Annotated in this window: 20 protein-coding genes, 1 tRNA gene and 1 pseudogene; 7 read left to right on the top strand and 15 right to left on the bottom strand. The window is 65.8% G+C overall.

Translation table 11 applies throughout. The features are described 5' to 3' along the window. Window positions 1-5: 5 nt before the first annotated feature. The 8 genes from NV348_RS10665 to NV348_RS10630 all read right to left on the bottom strand — a co-directional run bounded on the left by NV348_RS10665 (window position 6) and on the right by NV348_RS10630 (window position 5,965). A complete protein-coding gene (locus NV348_RS10665) occupies window positions 6-350 on the bottom strand; it encodes a hypothetical protein (RefSeq protein ID WP_062984929.1) in 345 nt (114 codons plus the stop codon). Next, a complete protein-coding gene (locus tag NV348_RS10660; protein ID WP_062984927.1) occupies window positions 347-829 on the bottom strand; it encodes a hypothetical protein in 483 nt (160 codons plus the stop codon). Before NV348_RS10660 ends, NV348_RS10665 begins: the two co-directional genes overlap by 4 nt. Further along, window positions 826-1,161: a hypothetical protein gene (locus tag NV348_RS10655; RefSeq protein ID WP_062984925.1), complete on the bottom strand. Its 336-nt coding sequence runs from the start codon at window positions 1,159-1,161 to the stop codon at window positions 826-828. The genes NV348_RS10660 and NV348_RS10655 overlap by 4 nt, the downstream gene beginning before the upstream one ends. Window positions 1,162-1,211: 50 nt before the next feature. Next, complete coding sequence (locus NV348_RS10650) at window positions 1,212-1,988, bottom strand: class II glutamine amidotransferase (protein ID WP_062984923.1); 777 nt, start codon at window positions 1,986-1,988, stop codon at window positions 1,212-1,214. Continuing rightward, window positions 1,976-3,217, bottom strand: coding sequence for an amidoligase family protein (locus NV348_RS10645; protein WP_245914568.1), 1,242 nt, complete (start codon window positions 3,215-3,217; stop codon window positions 1,976-1,978). Before NV348_RS10645 ends, NV348_RS10650 begins: the two co-directional genes overlap by 13 nt. Window positions 3,218-3,301: 84 nt before the next feature. Continuing rightward, on the bottom strand, window positions 3,302-4,087 hold the full coding sequence (locus NV348_RS10640; RefSeq protein ID WP_063816141.1) for a class II glutamine amidotransferase: 786 nt from the start codon (window positions 4,085-4,087) through the stop codon (window positions 3,302-3,304). After that, a complete protein-coding gene (locus tag NV348_RS10635; protein ID WP_245914569.1) occupies window positions 4,075-5,298 on the bottom strand; it encodes a hypothetical protein in 1,224 nt (407 codons plus the stop codon). Before NV348_RS10635 ends, NV348_RS10640 begins: the two co-directional genes overlap by 13 nt. A 91-nt stretch (window positions 5,299-5,389) precedes the next feature. Further along, on the bottom strand, window positions 5,390-5,965 hold the full coding sequence (locus NV348_RS10630; RefSeq protein ID WP_062984920.1) for a hypothetical protein: 576 nt from the start codon (window positions 5,963-5,965) through the stop codon (window positions 5,390-5,392). Window positions 5,966-6,195: 230 nt separating this feature from the next. Between NV348_RS10630 and NV348_RS10625 the strand changes: the two genes are divergently transcribed. Continuing rightward, window positions 6,196-6,720 carry a hypothetical protein gene (locus tag NV348_RS10625; RefSeq protein ID WP_143876023.1) on the top strand — a complete coding sequence of 175 codons (525 nt, stop codon included), beginning with the start codon at window positions 6,196-6,198 and terminating at the stop codon, window positions 6,718-6,720. Here the strand turns inward: NV348_RS10625 and NV348_RS10620 are convergent. Further along, on the bottom strand, window positions 6,705-7,322 hold the full coding sequence (locus tag NV348_RS10620; protein ID WP_157125210.1) for a hypothetical protein: 618 nt from the start codon (window positions 7,320-7,322) through the stop codon (window positions 6,705-6,707). The genes NV348_RS10625 and NV348_RS10620 overlap by 16 nt on opposite strands. Before the next feature lie 175 nt (window positions 7,323-7,497). Then, window positions 7,498-8,337 carry a DUF2637 domain-containing protein gene (locus NV348_RS10615; RefSeq protein WP_062984914.1) on the bottom strand — a complete coding sequence of 280 codons (840 nt, stop codon included), beginning with the start codon at window positions 8,335-8,337 and terminating at the stop codon, window positions 7,498-7,500. Window positions 8,338-8,620: 283 nt separating this feature from the next. Between NV348_RS10615 and NV348_RS10610 the strand changes: the two genes are divergently transcribed. Both NV348_RS10610 and NV348_RS10605 read left to right on the top strand, forming a co-directional pair. Further along, entirely contained in the window at window positions 8,621-9,076 is a 456-nt protein-coding gene (locus NV348_RS10610; RefSeq protein ID WP_143876025.1) for a hypothetical protein, read from the top strand. Between the two features lie 266 nt (window positions 9,077-9,342). Beyond that, a tRNA-OTHER gene (locus tag NV348_RS10605) sits at window positions 9,343-9,410 on the top strand. Window positions 9,411-9,556: 146 nt separating this feature from the next. Here NV348_RS10605 and NV348_RS10600 read toward each other — a convergent pair. Next, window positions 9,557-10,876 (bottom strand): site-specific integrase, encoded by a 1,320-nt coding sequence (locus NV348_RS10600; RefSeq protein ID WP_084503720.1) that lies wholly within the window; start codon window positions 10,874-10,876, stop codon window positions 9,557-9,559. A gap of 597 nt (window positions 10,877-11,473) precedes the next feature. Here NV348_RS10600 and NV348_RS10595 point away from each other — a divergent pair. After that, on the top strand, window positions 11,474-11,890 hold the full coding sequence (locus NV348_RS10595) for a hypothetical protein (RefSeq protein WP_218721768.1): 417 nt from the start codon (window positions 11,474-11,476) through the stop codon (window positions 11,888-11,890). A 474-nt stretch (window positions 11,891-12,364) separates the two neighbouring features. Further along, window positions 12,365-12,517, top strand: coding sequence for a hypothetical protein (locus tag NV348_RS10590; protein WP_174562648.1), 153 nt, complete (start codon window positions 12,365-12,367; stop codon window positions 12,515-12,517). 193 nt (window positions 12,518-12,710) lie between these two features. Here NV348_RS10590 and NV348_RS10585 read toward each other — a convergent pair whose 3' ends face one another. Beyond that, a complete protein-coding gene (locus NV348_RS10585; protein WP_062984908.1) occupies window positions 12,711-13,154 on the bottom strand; it encodes a DUF3099 domain-containing protein in 444 nt (147 codons plus the stop codon). Window positions 13,155-13,249: 95 nt separating this feature from the next. On the opposite strand from NV348_RS10585, the pseudogene NV348_RS10580 reads away from it, so the two are divergent. Then, window positions 13,250-13,753: pseudogene (locus tag NV348_RS10580) on the top strand (cytochrome ubiquinol oxidase subunit I); the annotation flags it as partial. A gap of 7 nt (window positions 13,754-13,760) precedes the next feature. Here NV348_RS10580 and NV348_RS36495 read toward each other — a convergent pair. The 3 genes from NV348_RS36495 to NV348_RS10570 form a co-directional block, all read right to left on the bottom strand. Beyond that, window positions 13,761-13,919, bottom strand: a complete 159-nt coding sequence (locus tag NV348_RS36495; protein ID WP_494408692.1) for a DUF8730 family Cys-rich protein — start codon at window positions 13,917-13,919, stop codon at window positions 13,761-13,763. Then, window positions 13,919-14,539 carry a mycothiol-dependent nitroreductase Rv2466c family protein gene (locus NV348_RS10575; RefSeq protein WP_062984906.1) on the bottom strand — a complete coding sequence of 207 codons (621 nt, stop codon included), beginning with the start codon at window positions 14,537-14,539 and terminating at the stop codon, window positions 13,919-13,921. Before NV348_RS10575 ends, NV348_RS36495 begins: the two co-directional genes overlap by 1 nt. Window positions 14,540-14,640: 101 nt before the next feature. Continuing rightward, on the bottom strand, window positions 14,641-14,862 hold the full coding sequence (locus tag NV348_RS10570) for a YgaP family membrane protein (RefSeq protein ID WP_062984903.1): 222 nt from the start codon (window positions 14,860-14,862) through the stop codon (window positions 14,641-14,643). Window positions 14,863-14,971: 109 nt separating this feature from the next. Between NV348_RS10570 and NV348_RS10565 the strand changes: the two genes are divergently transcribed. Beyond that, complete coding sequence (locus NV348_RS10565) at window positions 14,972-17,131, top strand: MMPL family transporter (protein WP_062984901.1); 2,160 nt, start codon at window positions 14,972-14,974, stop codon at window positions 17,129-17,131. Window positions 17,132-17,150 lie beyond the last annotated feature (19 nt).

Below are 17,150 nucleotides of genomic sequence, written 5' to 3'. Positions count from 1 at the left end.
CGGGACTACCAGTCCCGCCGAGACCGGAGAATGCGCCAAGCGCGCGGGGATCGGAACACGCTCGGCCGCAGCCGAGCGTGAGGCGGGGCAGCGGGGATTGTTGGGCAAGTGGTCCTCGAATCTGTCGATCCGGCATGCGGTTCGGTGTCGTCGGCGGGAGCGGGGTGGGCGACCAGGACCACCGTGGTGGCCCGATCGGGGGTGAACGGGGCTTCGACGCGGACGTGGATCAGCGTGACCAGCGACGCGGCGGTTGGTGTGCCGCTGTTCCAGGGCAGGTGCCGGTCTTCGTCGAGGGCGGGCATCTGGGCGCGCATCCACGCGGTGAGTTCACCGATGTGGGTAATCACGATGTCCAGCGTTTGCCGGTGTGGGGGTCGTGGTCATAGACCGGCACGACAGTGGGTGCGCCGAGCGCGCGTTCGGTGACCGAGTTCGACAGAACTGCTTCCTCGCCGTTGGCGGCCCACCACCCTGGTGCGATCACCCACCGGCCATCCCCGTCACGGTGGGCGGGGACCAGCCGCCAGCTGATGCCGGTCTTGGCGATCCCGAACGGGTCTGGACCCCATTGGGTTTCGTGGGTGCCGTCGTCGGTGATGGTGTCGAGCGCGGTGGCGTGTTCGATGCGCACCAACGCCATCACCGTCAGATGATCGGGGCCGGGTTCGACGTCGGGAAACACCGCAACCCGTGTACCTGCGGCGGGCGTGGTGGCGAATGCTGCGTGCCAGCCGATGACCAACACTTCCCGTGCGAGCTGGGGGATGGGGTGCAGGCGTGCGGTCCAGCGGGAGGGGTCGGCCGCGCCGAGGGCAGTGGTGCTCACAACAGCCCCCGCTCGCCGTCGGTGGTGGGGCGTAGTTGCTGCACGGATTCGATGAACCGCAACGGCACGATCACTGCTTCGCGGGAGTCGGTACTCAGGCTGGCGTGGCGGTTGTGGACGTTGTCCACGCTCAGCCGCGGCATCAGGTGTCCACCGCGGGTGCGGAGCGTGACCGGGCGGTTGTGGTGGCGTGCCTCGTGCAGTGCGGCTACCACCAGCGTCGACTCGCGCGAACCGGTGGCGGGATCGGCGGCCGACCCTGCTCCGCGCAATTGGGTGAGGGCGGCGCGCAGCCGATACCGCAGGGGAGGAGTGGTCAGGGGATGTGTCATCGAGGGTTTCCTTCCCGCAGAGCTCCACACGGAGCGATAGATGTTGGGGGTCAGGCGGTTTCGAGTTCGATGTCGATGAAGTCGGCGTAGCGCTCGGACTCGTCGGGGCAGGCGCACGTGCAGCGCGGGTAGGTCCGCTGGCACTGCACGCAGTAACCGCAATAGAGGCAGTGCGGGCCGTCCGGGTCGTCGATCTCGGCGCCGCAGTTGTCGCAGAAGCCGTCGTCGAACCCGTAGTCAAAGACCACGCCCTGGGGGAAGCGGCCCAGGTCGTAGGAGTGGTTGGAATACCAGGACCCGTCCCGCCAGTGCCCGGCCTGTTCGTTGAAGATGTAGGCGGGGTGTTTGTAGGCGGGATCGACAGTGAGGATCACGGCCTTGTCGGTCCCGAGCCAGCGTTCGAACCGTGTGCGTCCGGTCCAGGAATCCAGCGACCCGAACGGCAACCGGGGCAGGAAGTCCTCGGCCGCGATCCGGGTATCGGAGCGATCGTCACCCGGGAGCGGGTGGACATGCTCGGGCAGGATCCCGTTGTGGGCCAGCACGCTGCGTTTGTCACCACCGATAGCGAAGGGGTGACAGTTCGCGGTGGTGTGTTTGCCGTGGGTGGCGAAGCGGGAGTGGAACAACGCCGGCCCGTCCGGGAACAGCGAGCGGGCTTGGGCGAATTCGGTGATCGTGGTCTTCGGATCCAGGCCGTGCCCGACAATGAGCCGGTCTCCGGCATGGACGGCCCAACCATGCCCGTGCGGGTTGGCGGCGGCGCCGGCGGCGAGGGCGTCGTAGTCAGCGACGATGCCGGGCTTGATGAAGGTCAGGATGCACATGCGAGGTCCTCCTGGTGTTCGGTGGACACACTCGATCCGGTGGCGGTCAGCTCCGCGGTGAGCGCGGCGTACTCCGGTCGTGTGGCGACCCACGCGGTGAACGTGGCCCAGTCCCAGCCCTGGTTTCGGGCGACGTCGTAGGAGCGCAGGGTGCGCGTGTACTCCACGGAGGCGTGGGCGAAACCGAGGGCCGCCTGGACCTGCTGGCGCTGCAGTGAGCTGGCGAAGATCCGCAGCTCGAAGGTGTGCGGAGGGCGGGTGTTGATGGCGTGATAGCGGCCCCATCCACGGCCGCCGTGCGCGAGTTCCTTGGCTTTGGCGCGGATGTCGGGATGAAAGCCCGCCCATTGCGAATCGTGTCGGCGCGCGAGCGTGGTGACCTCGTCCTCGTTCCGGTAAACGAGTTTGAGCCAGCGGTAGATGTGGGCAGGGGAGTCGAACCCGGCCCGGGACAGATGGACGTGGATGCCGACCTCGTCGTCGGTGTAGCAGCCCAGCAACCGCAACCGCGACAGCACCGACCACGGAAACTCCGCGATCGCGTAGTCGAAACTCATTGGATGGGTGACGAGCTCGAATCCGCAGCTGATCGAGCCGTCGTGCTTGAGGTAGGCCAAACGCCCGAGCTGGTCGTTCGCGGTCTCGACCGAGTCGTCGAAACCGACTGGTGTGGTGCGCAGTTCGAGCTCGAGGCCCAGGAACAGCGGGCCGCTGCCGTGGAAGATCGGGCGCGGGGTGTACTCGGAGTCGTGGACCATTGCATGGTCGGGTCGGTAGCAGTCCTCGCAATAGTCCTCGCGGCCGCGGATGAGGGTCTCGCACCGGTCGCACTCGCGATAGTCCTGGCGGCAGTCATCACACACCGACCAATCACCGTTGATCGAGATCGGCTCGGCGACAGCGAAGTTGCAGTCCTCGCAGGTGGAGTACTCCAGCGCGCAGGACTCACACACATCACCACCGGAGATAACCGCGACGACGTAGCGGGCGTAGCGCACGCAGTCATCGCAAACACTGAACGCCGATCGGCAACTGGCACACCGGTAGTCGTCATCAGTGGTCAGCGCGGTCTCACGGGCGGGAAGATCACAGCCCGCGCACAGCTGCAGATCGGCGACGCAACCAGAGCAGAGCCGGTCGTCCTCAGCGGTCTCGACCAACTCCGTGAGCGGGTGTGGGGTGGAACAGGCCTCGCATTCGGCGAGGTCGACCATGACAGCGGTGGGCATCGAATTCCTTCCCTGAAAACGACGAAAGCCCGCACCGACGGGTGCAGGCTGAGGTGAAAAGTGGTGGTGGGCAGGTCAGGTCTGCTAGGTGCTCGGTGTAGTCGGCGGGCGCGCCGCGGGCAGGGCGATCGGGCGGCTGAGGGCGCGATGGCGGGTGCTGCGGGCGCGGGGTTGGCGGCATTCGCAGTGCGGGAACCGGTTCTCGCAGGCGAAGCACCACCCGCACTTGACGCAGTAGCGACTCACCCGGTACAGGTCGATGTCGTCACAGTTCTCGCAGACATACCGCTTCGGGTAGCGCTGGCTCAACGGCAGATAGCTGGTGTTCGAGTACCAGATTCCGTTGTCCCACTGGCCTTTCGACTCCCCGAACAGATACACCTGCTGATCGAAGGCCAGGTCGACCGTGAAGATCAGCAGCTTCGACGACCCCAACCACGACTCCAGCCCACGAAACCCGCGGTAGGTATCGATCGACCCGAACGGCTCAGACGGCAGGTAGTCCTCGGCCGCGATGCGCGTATCCGATCGCCAGTCATACGGGCCGGGGTGGACGCGTTTGGGCAGGACTCCGTTGTGCGCGAGAACCGTTCGCTTGTCTCCAGCGAGGCGGAAAGGGTGGCAGTTGTCTACGGTCCGGATGCCATGGGTGGCATAGCGGGAATGAAACAGCGCCGGACCTCTCGGGTGCTGGGCTCGGACACGGGCGAACAAGTCGATCACCTCATCGGCGTTCATGCCGTGGCCGGTCACGATCGTCGGCCCGGCGATGACCGCGAACCCGTGCCCGTGCGGGTTCGACTCGGCACCATGGCGCAACGCGGTCGGGTCGGGGGCCACGGAGGCCGGGATGAAAGTTAAGAGGCACACAGCACGACCTCCTGTTCGTCAGCAAGGTTGGTCAAGTCGGCGAGTTCGGCGACCAAGGGCGCGTATTCGAGCCGGCGGGTCAGCCAGTCGGTGAACCGCTCCCAGTCCCACCCGCCGGCGTGGATCTGGGGGATGGTGAGGTCGGCGGTGTAGCGGATCGAGGCCTCGGTGAACGCCAATGCCGCCTGCACCGCGCGGGTTTCGAGAGAGCTGGCGAAAACCCGCAGTTCGAGGGTGTCGCGGGGGTGGGGGTTGATCGCCTGATACCGCGGCAACCCGACCGCGTTGCGGCAGCCTTTCGCGAGGTATTTCGCCCGAGCGCGGGTGTTGGGTTCAAAGGGGGCGTAGCGGCTGACGCGTCGGGCCAACATCGAGACCTGGTCCTGGTTGCGATAGACCAATTTCATCCACCGGTAGATGTGGGCGGGCCCGGTGAACCCGGTCCGGGAAGCGTGGACATGGAGACCGACACTGTCGTCGGTTTCGCACCCCATCCGGGCGAGCTTGTCGAGGAGCTGCCAGGGGAACTCGGTCAGGGCGTATTGGTAGGTCATCGGGTGGCACACGATCTCGAAACCCGATGGCCGGATCGAGGAATCACGCTTCAAATACCCGAGCGAACCGAGCGCATCGGTCGCGGTAGCGATCGCGTCGTCGAAGCGATCCTCGGGCACGATGACTTCCAGTTCCAGCCCGAGGAACAGCGGCCCGGTGCCGTGGAAGATCGGATCGGGCCGGTAGGAGTAGTTCCACAACGCGTGCGGATCAGCGCAACGATCGCAGCCGCGGCGCCCGGCGATCAGCGTGCCGCAGTCCCGGCACGAGCGCTGCAACTGTGCGCACGCTGGGCAGGCGCGTTGGTTGCCGACGACGTAGCGGCTGTGCAGGGTGTAGCGCTCGCATTGGAAGCACTGGTCATAGAGCTGGTGTGCGCAGATCCCGCACACGAACCCACCGGTATCGACCGGCAACCGGGTGAACGTGACCGCCGAACACGACCCGCACGGGTGCAACCTGGACACGCAGATCGAACACAGCTGTCCTGCTTCGGCGGTCTCGGTCAGGGCGATCGAGCGGGCACCGCAGCGGTAGCACTGTCCGCAGGTCAGCACGCAGCGTTGGCAGACGCGTCCGCCGTCGATGTCGACGTGGATGTCGGGCTCACGGGATCGACAGATCCCACACGGGTCGAGCAAACCAAGTTCGGGCACAGCAAATAACCCCTTCCGGAAAACGACGAACGCCGCACCCGAAACCCGGGATGCGGCGCGAAAATTCAGGACGAAAAGGCGGAGGCGCAGGTCAGGCGGCTCGCGCGGACGTAAAGCGGCAGTCGGCCGGTTCGCCGAGGTGGCGGCCCTCGCAGGCGACGAGCGTCAGCACCCGTGAGGGCTTCGCGAGCTTGCGACGGGCGATGGCTTCGAAGTCATCGATCCCGCTGGTATTGATGGCTTCGTAGTGCCCGTCAAGGTCCTCGATCGGCCCGCCTAGGTCGGGCAGTCCTGCTTGGCGCCACATTCGTAAGTACAGGCCGAACGCGGTGGTGTTCAACGGCGTTACGAGGCTGGCACGCATCAGCAACAGCACGACCTCGACCGAGGTCCCGGGCTTGGTCGAGACTCCGGTCGCGACCCGCTCGATGAGCTCCCGGGCATGGGCTCGGTAGACGAACTCGGTGGCCATTCGTTCGTGAGTCGCGGTCAACAACGAAAAGCTGTGGTGCATCACGTCAGCCACGTCGGGATGTCGCTGTTGTGCTCGACTGATCTCGTCTTCGGCCCAGTCTTGCTGCGTGAGAGTCGTTGTGAGGGTCCTGATGAACTCTGGTCCGGCAATCTCGCGGAGTGCCAGCTCGATCCTGTTGAGTGCATCGGTCATTGGTGTCCGTTCTGTGCAATCGGTGCCACGGGTGAACGCTCATGTGGGGGTGCGGCGCGAAGACCGCTGGGTCCGACCCGCCGCAACGTGCGACATTCAGCGGATCACCGTTTCGACTGAGAGATGTTGTGGCAGATGTGGTTCCCTTCACAGCACTGGCAAGCCCCGCTGGCGGAGGCGTAGTCTGAAAGTGGAAGAGCCGCTGGTCGGGCCATTCTCAGGAGATTGAGATGCCTACTGGCAAACAACGACGGTCCAAGCGCGATCCCGAATTGAGTCGGCGTTTGGACGAGGTCCATAACGTGATGAAGGTTCGGCGTGACGAAGCCGAACGTCGCGAGGCCGCCATGATGGACGCGGTCCAGGTCTACCTGCGCGCTGCCGGATCGATCCGCCGGTGCACCGGGGTACATGATCAGCGCGTTAGTGAGCTACGCAAACGGATCGAACAGCTGGAAAGCGAGCACGAGGCAGAAGTTGCTCGATGGCTCGGTCAGCAAGCGGGCGCTGTGGCGGAGATACGCGACTTGGGGGAGTCCGATGACAGCATCGGTGAACTGCTCGAATTGACCAACAAACAAGTGCGACAACTGATGGCCTCGGCCCGAGCCTCCGACAGGGCAGCGAACAATCCTAAGCTGCGTGATCGCGGTCGACTCCCCGGATTGGCCCAGGAACCTGGACGGCCAGAGGCTCAGAGGGAACCGCAGGTCATGCCAAACGCTGATGAATCGGACGGTCAGAGTTTGGCGTAGCCGCCGGTGTTCCAGACATGCCAACGGAATTGGCTTGGTGCGAGGGCGACCCGGTAGGGGATGCCGGGTTCTGTTGGGTATGGCCAGTAGGCGACACCGCATCGGTGGCAGTAGTAGGCGTGGCTCCAGACACCGCGCGCGCGGTTGTGCCCGGCATCGACCTTGCCGTTGCGGCGGGCACGCTTGAACGCGACGGTCAAGATCGCTACAACCGGGATAGACAGCACGATTGGAAACAGATAGAGGCCCAGCAGCGAGGCCATCATCCGGATCGGATTGGATGGCAACGGATCCATGGTCAACCCGATACTGCAGAAGCCGAACATGATCAGGACGAAGAACATCAGGACCGTGCCTAGGGCGGACAGCGGGCCCGCCGATGGCAGAACTGGTCGCCACGCCAAGCTTCTGGCTAGGGCGGAGCTGTGGCTGAACTCGTGGGTAGAGGTACCGATGATGGGGACAGTTCCTCCCAGGGCGACGCCGAACCCGGCATGCATGCCGGTGCTGTAGCCGCTGTGCGTTCCCTCCGACATGGCGGCGGGCACGCTCTGGACCAAGTCGATACTTTGGCATTGCGGGCAGCTGATATCGAAGTTCACTGGTCCCCCAAGGACGTGGGTTTCGCTGGAGTTAGTACACGAGAGGTGGTGCCTGGCAACGAACCGTGCATCGATCCAACACCGGATGGCCTCAAACTGTCGATGTGTCCTGGCCCACATCGGCATAGTTTCGGGCGGGGTGTGCGCATGTTGAAACATTGTCTGGCCCAACCCGTCATAGGTGTTCTCCGTGCGCACGATCGCTGTCAGGGTGCGCACGCACAGTCGGCGGCCCAACCTCGGCGTGTGCACGGTCGGTGGCTGCGTGCGCACGCAACCGCTCGGCGTCGCGCAGGATACGGCTGACCGCCGAGCGGCTACATTCGAGCTCGCGAGAGATACGACTGGCATTCCACTCGTCGACATAGCGGTGTGTGAGAACTGTGGTGACAGTGCCGCGATCGCGCCGCCCGCCGGGATCTTGTTCGCAGATCAATGCTGCCAACACGTCGAGGTCGGGGCGTTTGTCCGCAGGTTGTTCGGCGGCGGCGTCCTCGATGGGCTCGGTGGCGGCTGGCTGTGGAGCCGGTAGTGTGACGGGCGCGCTGCGAGATTCGGGTAGTTCGGGTGTGGGCTGTGGTGCTGGGGCTGGAGTTACCGACTCGGTGTCGGTGTCAGGCTGCTGAGTGTGAGCCAACGTCAACAGGGCCAGAGAACTTTGCGTCATGCTCCCCTCCACTATGAGCGGCCAAAGCCATGCTTCGGCGGCGGGCACACCTGCGGTGATCGCCAAAGCGCGCAGCGCGGTGAACGACAGCCAGAACGCGCCACCGGCGATGACCACGGTCAGCGCGGTCGCAGCGCGTCGCGCAGTAGGGGAGGCGGTGTGCGCACGGGTGAGCAGGGCGACGCCGTGCACCGCGGCCAGCAAGGCCAGGGGCGGGATGACAGCGACGGTGGCCGCGACTGCTGGCAAGACGGTCGTATGGAGGACGGCTTGGGTTGCGTTGCCGACCACGCTGACTCCGGCGGCGATGCAGAGCTCGGTCCAGAAGAAGACGTGCGCACGGTCCATGCGCACGTCTTCGCTCGTAGTCGGCTGAGTTCGGGTAGATCGTGGTGATGCAGGCTGCATGGCTGGTCCCATCGTTCGGGGTGTTGATGGTCAGGACATTGCGGCGATCGGATGTGCCACGCGGTGGCTGACGGGACGGGTCAACACGGCGCGCGGCATCCAGCCACAATGCAACCGCTAAATGGTTGCCAACCGATTTGCGGTTGCATACCGTTGTGTGGGTCGCACCGGTTGCCCGTGATCACTGGGTCGGTTCTGCCTCTACCGTCAAGGAGTGTTCTCGATGACCGATAGCAATACCGCCGCCGTCGCCGACCAGCTGGCAGGTGCCCTGGACAACTACATCGTCGGAGCGCTCGAAGCGATCGGAGCTCTCGACCTCGCCGATATGACGCGAGAACGCATCGCCGAGACCGCCCCCACCCTGGCGGCGTCGCTGTGTAGCGACGATGATGAGGTCGCCGCGCAGACCGTGATCGACCTCGCTGGCGTCGCCTGGCCTGAAGAGCCTGAGCCGGTGTGGTGGCGAACACCGGTCGGGCGCATGGTGGGCCGCTCGGTCGGCAGGGACGACACCGAGTCGGTGTCGTACTCGGTGGCCGCGGCGATGCTGGGAGTCGCCACCGGCACAGTGAAATCGATGATGGCGCGTGAGCGCACCGACCTGGATCGCCACCCCGACGGCGGCTTGACCCGAGCGTCGGTGCTGGCGCGTATCGCCCGCCTCGACCGGCCGTGACCAGCTTCCGATTCAGGCCGCGCGGGCGCTCGGGGTTTCCCGAAACTTGGTGCGGGCGAGGCTTGCTGAGCTCGGCGGAATCGGGCATCCCAATGCGTCACGTGATGCTCGGCGTCGGGAGTGGGACCGCAAGGCGCTCCCCACTATGTCACCACTAATTCAGCTGGGCGGCCCGTTGCTGACCGTTGTCCATCGTTGTCGAAAGTTGTCGTAGCCAGTGCGTTTCACCAGGTAGGAGCGCAAATCAGTTGTCCGATTTGTTGTTTGGAGTTGTCTATGGTAGCCCGTCTCGCCTGTATCGAGAAGGTCAGGGGTTCGATTCCCCTTAGCTCCACATATGCGCAGTTCAGGCCATGTTTTTGGTCTGATTTGCGGGCTATGTGGTCACCAGTAAGTCCCCACTAATTCAAGTGGCGAGTGTCCGGCGGGGTTCGAGTTGGGCAGCGTATTTCGAACGGATTCGCGAGCGGTCTGAATCCGTTATCCGGTCACCGCTCGGTTGAGGACATCGGCGGCGGCCTTGTGTGGGCGTCCACGTGCCATGTAGTGGCGTTGGGTCATGGCAGGGTCGACGTGGCCGAGGACATCGGCAGTGACACGGGCCGACAGGCCGGCGTCGTCGAGGATGGTGGCCACGGCGTGGCGGAAACTGTGTGGGGTGATGTCCTCGGCGAATCCGAGGGCTTCACGGACTCGCTGCCAGCCGTGTCCGACGTTTTGCGGGTCACGCAATGTCCCCACGGCTGAGGGGAATACCAGGTCCAGCACTTCGATTCCGGGGTCCGGCGGAGAAGCCGGTCGGCGGTTCGCCACCGCGGCTTTGCGGCGTTTGAGCATTTCCACCGCGAACTCGGGTACTGCGATGGTGCCGGTCCGGTTCTTCGGGTCGTCTTTCCTGGTGACCCGGACCAGTCCTTTGCCTGCGACGCGGACGAGTTTTCCGGTGGGGCGCAGGGTCGCGGCGTCGAGGTCGATGTCGGTCCACAGCAAGGCGAGCATCTGGGAGCGGCGCAGGCCGGTGGCGGCGTAGAGGGTGATGACGTCGGCGAGGTCGGCGCTCTCGCAGTACGCAGCGACGGTCGGTGGGGTGTAGGCCTTGACGGGTGTGCCGCGTTCTCGTTCGGCTTTGGCGAGCTGTCGCGGGCACGGGATCTGGGAGGTCCGGACGGCGGAGAGGATGAACCGCAGTTCGTCGGTGGTGAGGTCGCCGGCCCCGCCGGTGCGGCCTTTGGCTTCGATATTTTTCGGCATCTGGACCTCGCGGACCGGGTTGACTTCGAGGGGGCTGGTGCGGACGGCGTAGCGGAACATCCCGGAGAGCACGATGCGCCCGGTGCGCATGTTCGAAGGGCCCCTGGCCTTTCCGACTTCGGTGAGGAAGGTTTCGATGGCTGAGGTGGTGACTTCGAACAGGCGCCGGTCACCGAAGGCGGTGTTGAACATTTTGGCGACTTCGTCGTAGCGGGCGATGGTGTTTGTGGTGCGGTCTTGTGCGATGAGGCTCGCGCGGTAGCGGACCCAGAGGTCGCGCACGGTCATGGATGTGGACAGTTCCCCGCCGAGGCCGACGGTGATGACGGCTGCGGCTGCCATGACGGCGTCGAGGGCTCGTTGGCCGGTGCGGTCGGGGATCGGGCGGTGGCGGGAGTCGAGTTTGGTCGGGGAGACACGCATGAGCTCTCGGCGTTTTCCGGAGGAGTCGCGGACCCGGACGCGGGCTTTCCAGTGCCCGGGAGCGAGTTCGGTGAGCATCGGTTTGCCGGGGACCCCGAGGGGCCGGGGTGGTCTACCGCGGGTCATGGGTACACCGATTGAGTCGGTTGTTGTGGGTGGCGGCTGTCTTGGTGTGGTGTGGCAACGAAATCCCTTTCCGTTCGGTGAGTTGGGGAGTCGGCGTCGTCTGCGGGTGGAGTTCGGGGTTCGACCTCGCGCAGTGCGCGTCGAGCACGCGGCGTCGGTCCACGTGACCTGTGTCTGGGGAGGCGACTTTTCTGAATGCGCAGCTCTAGCGGCTGCTGCGACCATTACGGTGGCGGCGGCGGTCGACCGTGTGGAGGATTGCTATGTCGCGCGAGAGGCGCCATGACCGTCTACCTGGCCCTGAACTAGCGCACCGGGCCCTGATTCGGCGTCGTCGAGTAAGTCCATCTCGGCGACGGCGACTGCCAGACTTGTCACCCCGCCTACGAACTGTTCGGTGTGCGCGTCGACGGCCACCCCTCGCGAGCGAGGATGAAGCCTCCCGATCGAGCTGCGGCACCTTTGCGTATGCGTGCTCCCCGGGCGCGCGGAATGAAGCCAGGGTGGGGGAGGTGCAGCTGTCCGGCCTACAGTGCTCCCCGCCCGAGCGGGGATGAAGCCACCGCCGGCCCCATTACAGGCAAGTCATGAGACTGCATGGTTCTGAGCGCCAAAGTGAACACCACGCGAGCGCGAATCCCGACACCACCTGCCGACGGCTCGATGTCCGTCAGCGCGAATTTCAACACCGCCGCCCGAGCTCGGCTCGTCCGGCGCGCTCGCCGTCCGGCGGCGCCAAGCCGCCGATCGCTGCTGATCTGGGCGACCTCCGCGTGCCGAGGGCGATTCGGCGGCACGACGACCCGCAACGCAACGGCCCTTCCTCTGGCTCGGGTGGTGTCGAAATTCGCGCTGACGATCGGCAGACCAAGATCGCGAAGTGGTGTTCGAGTTCGCGCTCGGGTGGTGTCAGTTTTCGCGCTCTTAGCCAACTGCATGCCGCTGCGGGAGATGCCGATGATGGATCATCTCCGTGTCGTGGGTATCGGCGAGTTCAGCCAGCATCTGTGCTGAGGGATCGCATCGACTGTCCGGTGACAGTGAAGATGAGCCACGCCAACCTCGCTGACCTGCGGTGGCCCATTTTGAGTGGCAGACTCCCCGACCCGATTTGCCATTCAAAGTGAGCCAACTCTCTCCATCGGCCACGGCGAACTGGCTGGTCGGGCTCTCGATGGTCCAGGTTCAGTGGCAAGGCTGCGTCGATGGCTCAGGTGGGTTGGCAATAGCCTATTTTCACTGGCAACGGACATCGGCTGAAGCGTTGCTCAGTGTCGGATCTCACCGATCCGATTGGTGAATTCTGACGTCGCCGGGTGTGGCAGGGCGGGATTGTCGACCAGTTGGCAGCACGCAACAGTGACAGCGGCGACCAGCAGAGTTCCGGGCGAAGATCCGTTGAGACAACGCTCAGCTAAGCCAGCGACGGGCCACTGGCCAGCGATAATCCCGGCGACGTCGATGGTCACCCCAGCCATAATCTCCGACGTGAAAGAAGTCGAGGTCGTCGTCCAGTACGAGCGCGCGACTCTGCACGTCGGCGGGGTGTTCCTGAAGATCGACGCTGAACAGTCGAACACCGACACCAAGGTCGAGGCGATGGCCGGCACCGTTCCCGACTCCGGATGTTCTGTGGCGTAAGCCACCAGTGCTCGCGCTCGCCGCTCTGCCAGGATTGGCACTCGGCGCCTCGGTGAGCCGTCGACCGCATCGCCAGCGGCGTGGGCCGCAGCGGGCGCCACCATACGGAAGCTGCACGACGCGCCGCTACCGCCATGGCCCGGCCGCAGCCTCGACGCGCACGCATCGGAGCTCAACCGCAAATGTGCAGCGCTTACCAGGAGCGGGGTGGCCCCACCAACGTAGTCGCACACAACCGCCGGATAGCCGAGATCGCGCTTCGGCCGTGAACGCCGGCATTCACCCACGGCGACCTCCAGATCTCCCATGTGTTCGTCGAAGGCGATGAGGTCACTGGCGTTAACCGGTGCAGCGAGGGAAGGCGTTTCTCGCGGGGTGGGCGGTCGTTGGCGATCAACACCGCCATCCACGACAACGGCAGTGTCACCCCCATGATCGCCGCGGCCACCCAGCCGGGACCACCAGCGGCGTACACGGCGGTGGCCAACAGCAACGACGGCACCCGACACGCCATCAGGACCACGTACTTGCGGACCCGACGGCGATGCTGTTCGGGGTAGGACAAGCCCACGGCGGTGATCAACGCCGCCTGCCGCTCGTCCCCGTCGGCGGCAGAGCCCGGCGCAGACCGTTTCATGCGCAGGCCTTACCCGCCTGTGCCGGACCGAATCACCGCGCGAATGTCGGATCCGCAGTGAGCGCATTGCTGACTGTATCGTCGGCCCGGATGCGATGTCGGTGACCGGCGCCTGGCCGAGCTGCTCCTGCGCGATCACGGCGGGCGAAGCAGATGCCGGTACGCATTGCCACCGATGTCGACGGGTGGGGCCCGGGAACTGTTTTAGGCGAGCAGGCGCGGGCATTTCGCAACAGGTCGTGTTGGGGCGATCGGATCGTGCAGTCCCGAGTGGCGAACTGACTTGTCACAGGGGGCGGAAAGGGGCTGTGATGGTGTCGAACACAGTGGTCTCGCTCCTGGTGGCGAGTGGGGAAGGACCGCCGGGCTTGTTGCCCGCTCGCCAGCAGATGGCGTTCTCGTTGGGCTGGCATATCGTGCTGGCCTGTTTCGGTGTCGCCTTTCCCGCCATGATCTATGTCGTGCACCGGCGTGGCCTGGTCCGGGAGGATTCCGTCGCGCTGGGGCTGGCCAAAAGGTGGGCGACGGTCTCGGCGATCCTGTTCGCGATCGGTGCTGTTTCCGGGACGGTGCTCAGTTTCGAAATGGGGCTGTTGTGGCCGGGGCTCATGGGCCGCTACGGCGATGTGCTCGGTCTGCCGTTCGCCTTGGAGGGCCTGGACACCAGTTATCGGGGCCCACCCGGGCGCGGACAGCCTCGATGTGGGCGCCGCAGCCCGACCAGGTGGTTTTACCGCAGGTGCGGCATCGCACCGGTGAGCACATCAGCGGGCCTCCTCGGTGGTGGCATCAATTGTGGGCGGGCCTTGATAGGGGCGATGCAGGGCAGCGAATCCCGGGGTGGTCGCGGCGGTGACCAAGGCGGCGAGCAGGCCCGGGCCGCGCTGCGCGGTCGGGGATTCGGTCAGGACGGGGCCGTGGAAGCCGTGTCCGTCGATGACGATGATCGGACTGCCACCGGCGCTGCCGAGCGCGTCCTGACTGGCTCGGTGGGTGTTCGCGAGTTCGGCGTCGAGGGCGGTGTCCTCGGTACGCTGGGCCAATGCCGGATCCAGGCCGGCCTCGGTGAGTGCGTCGGTGAGCGCGTCGTGATCGATCTCGTCGCCGCGAACGTGCAGTCGTGTCCCCAGCGTCTCATACAGTCGCGCGAAGGCCTCGCTTCCGGCGGTGTCGGTCGCCGCGGCGAAGACCCGGCCGAGGCGGCGTGATCGCTGGATCATCGGCTTGTGATCGGCGTCGACGTCGCTGCCTTCATTGAGCACCGCCAAGCTCATCTGTTGTAGCCGCACAGTGTGCGGACCGGATTCGGTGGCGGCGAGCAGCCACCGCGAGGTCACCCATGCGAACGGGCAGACGGGATCGAGATACAGGTCGATTTCGGCCATCGACGGCCTCCTGAGGGAAATGGTAGGAACGGCGGCTGGCGCCTTGGCATGAGCCGTGGGCCGCCGCGCAGGGTTTCGATGCGGTGCGAAAGTTGGGCCGATCAGTGGCTGCCGCGGGGTCGACCCTGCAGGTCGACTCCCAACACCGGACCGAGCAAGCAGAAGTTGAACACTCCCGCCGCGATGGGGACCAGCCCGATGATCGCCACCACGATCCCGGCGGTCCCGCCGACCAGGAGCAAACCCGCGGCGATCACCACGATTCCGGCGGCGATACGGGCCAGGCGCCCGGCGGTACTTCGCATGAATTCGACGATGCCCATAACGCTGCACTCCTTCGACACAGGAACAGGGGTTGCGCTCGACTATACCCCCTGGGGTATTGTCGAACTCGATATCAATATACCCCAGGGGGTATTAAAGGAGGGTCGGATGACCGAAACGAAGCTCGATACCGCCTCGGCGAAACCACCCCGCACGACCTCCGGGCCAGGAATGCTGGGCCGGTGGGGCGCGTTCATGGCCGGGCGCACCCGGGCAGTGATCGGGATATGGCTGCTGGTGCTGATCGCACTGGGCGCGGCCGCGCCGAGTGTGTTCACCTCCCTGGCCGGGGCAGGGTGGCAAGCCAACGGCTCGGAATCGGTCCGTGCCCGCGAGCTGGCTCAGCAGCATTTCGGCGGTAATTCCTCGGCCGCGGTGCAGGTGGTGATCCATTCCGACACCGCCACGATCGGTGGCCCGGCGATGGCACGGGTGGTCGAGCAGGCCACGGCGGTCTTCGCCGGGGACGAGCGGATCGGGCAGGTGATCGCCCCGCAGCCGGGGTTCACGATCAGCCCTGACGGACACACCGGCATCGTGATCGCGGGCGCCAATGCCTCCACCGATGACATGGTCAAAGCCGTCGACGAGCACAAAGCCGCGTTGACCGCGCTGTCGAAAGACGGGATCGAGGTGTATCCGACCGGGGCGTCGGCGTTGTGGAGCGATTTCAATGTCGCCAACCACGACGCGATGATCCAGGCCGAGATGTTGTCGTGGCCGGTCACGTTGGCGATCATGGTGCTGGCGTTCGGTTCGCTGGTCGCGGCCGGGCTGCCGCTGCTGCTGACCCTCGCGGGCTTGGTGGCCTCCGCGGGTGGGTTGGTGCTGCTGAATCAGATCACTCCGATCTCGGTGTGGGCGATGAACTTCGCCATGATGTTCGCCCTGGCCCTGGGGATCGACTACGCGCTGTTCCTGGTCGCGCGCTTCCGCGACGCGCTGGCCCGCACCGGCGATCCCCGCGCCGCGGTCACCGAAACCATGGACACTGCCGGCAAAGCCGTCCTGCTCTCAGGGCTGACGGTGCTGGTGAGCTTGTCGGCGGTGCTGATCGTGCCCGCTCCCGCCGTGCGGACCATGGCGGTCGGGATCATGCTCGCGGTGGTGTTCGTCCTCGCCGCGACCCTGACCCTGCTGCCCGCCGTCCTCGGCGCGCTCGGCACCAAGATCAACGCCGCCGCGCTGCCGTACGCGCGCCGCCAGCAGCACCGCTCGCCGGTGTTCGCGCGCTGGGCCCAGATCCTGCACAAGCATCCGTGGCCGTTCGCCGCGGTGGCACTGGCCATCCTGATCGGGCTGGCCGCACCGGTGTTCGGGCTCAAGACCGCGATGCCCTCGATCGCGGTCGTGCCCACCGACGCGCCGGTGCGCCAGGGCTATGAACTGATCGCCGAGCAGATGGGCCCCGGCGCCCCGGGCATGCTGTCGATCATCACCTCGACCGCCGACGCGGCGGCCACCGAGACCATCGCGCGCGCCGGCGACGGCATCGTCATGCTCACCCCGCCCCAGCTCGCCGTCGACGGTGCCGATCTGGTGATGATGCAGGCCATGCCCGCAGTCGATCCCTCCGCACCGCGGATGGCCGAAATCCTGGACCGGTTGCGTGCCGACCTGCCCGCCGACGCGGTGGTCGGTGGCGCGGCGGCGGAAAACCTCGACCTGCAACAAGCCCTCGACGACTATCTGCCGATCGTGGTGGTCATCATCTTGGTGCTCGGGTTCGTGTTGTTGCTGATCGCGTTGCAGGCCCCGCTCATCGCTGCCCTGGGAACCCTGGTCAGCCTGCTCTCGACCGCGGCCGCGTTCGGGGTGGCCAAGCTGATCTTCCAGGACGGGCACGGCGCCGAGCTGCTCGGCTTCACCCCGCAAGGGTTCCTCGACGGGTGGGGGCCGGTGTTCTTCTTCGCGATGATCTTCGCCATCGCCATGGACTACACGGTGTTCTTGCTGGCCACCGCCAAGGAACACTACGAGCGCACCGGCGACCCCCACGCCGCGCTCCTGGACGGGCTCGCGCATTCGGGGCGGGTCATCTTCGCCGCCGCGGCGGTGATGGTGGCGGTGTTCTTCACCTTCGCCCTGGCCGACCCGCTGCCCCCGAAGGAGATGGGCATCATCCTGGGTGTCGCGGTCCTGCTCGACGCACTGCTGGTGCGGTTGGTGCTGTTGCCGGTGATTCTGCGCCTGACCGGGCACGCTGCCTGGTGGAGCCCGGCGTGGCTGACCCGGGTGCTGCCCACCATCAGCTTCGCTCACCACTGACCCACCGGCCAACCCACTT

The sequence above is a fragment of the Nocardia fodinahabitans genome, assembly GCF_052983615.1.
This window is presented reverse-complemented; position numbering and strand designations above follow the sequence as displayed.

What these genes read in the sequence shown, in the direction of transcription:
- NV348_RS10655 (WP_062984925.1), bottom strand. Translation starts at nt 1,161, where the DNA reads ATGACACATCCCCTGACCACTCCTCCCCTGCGGTATCGGCTGCGCGCC.
- NV348_RS10650 (WP_062984923.1), bottom strand. Translation starts at nt 1,988, where the DNA reads ATGTGCATCCTGACCTTCATCAAGCCCGGCATCGTCGCTGACTACGAC.
- NV348_RS10645 (WP_245914568.1), bottom strand. Translation starts at nt 3,217, where the DNA reads ATGCCCACCGCTGTCATGGTCGACCTCGCCGAATGCGAGGCCTGTTCC.
- NV348_RS10630 (WP_062984920.1), bottom strand. Translation starts at nt 5,965, where the DNA reads ATGACCGATGCACTCAACAGGATCGAGCTGGCACTCCGCGAGATTGCC.
- NV348_RS10625 (WP_143876023.1), top strand. Translation starts at nt 6,196, where the DNA reads ATGCCTACTGGCAAACAACGACGGTCCAAGCGCGATCCCGAATTGAGT.
- NV348_RS10615 (WP_062984914.1), bottom strand. Translation starts at nt 8,337, where the DNA reads ATGGACCGTGCGCACGTCTTCTTCTGGACCGAGCTCTGCATCGCCGCC.
- NV348_RS10610 (WP_143876025.1), top strand. Translation starts at nt 8,621, where the DNA reads ATGACCGATAGCAATACCGCCGCCGTCGCCGACCAGCTGGCAGGTGCC.
- NV348_RS10600 (WP_084503720.1), bottom strand. Translation starts at nt 10,876, where the DNA reads ATGACCCGCGGTAGACCACCCCGGCCCCTCGGGGTCCCCGGCAAACCG.
- NV348_RS10595 (WP_218721768.1), top strand. Translation starts at nt 11,474, where the DNA reads ATGGTTCTGAGCGCCAAAGTGAACACCACGCGAGCGCGAATCCCGACA.
- NV348_RS10585 (WP_062984908.1), bottom strand. Translation starts at nt 13,154, where the DNA reads ATGAAACGGTCTGCGCCGGGCTCTGCCGCCGACGGGGACGAGCGGCAG.
- NV348_RS36495 (WP_494408692.1), bottom strand. Translation starts at nt 13,919, where the DNA reads ATGTGCTCACCGGTGCGATGCCGCACCTGCGGTAAAACCACCTGGTCG.
- NV348_RS10575 (WP_062984906.1), bottom strand. Translation starts at nt 14,539, where the DNA reads ATGGCCGAAATCGACCTGTATCTCGATCCCGTCTGCCCGTTCGCATGG.
- NV348_RS10570 (WP_062984903.1), bottom strand. Translation starts at nt 14,862, where the DNA reads ATGGGCATCGTCGAATTCATGCGAAGTACCGCCGGGCGCCTGGCCCGT.
- NV348_RS10565 (WP_062984901.1), top strand. Translation starts at nt 14,972, where the DNA reads ATGACCGAAACGAAGCTCGATACCGCCTCGGCGAAACCACCCCGCACG.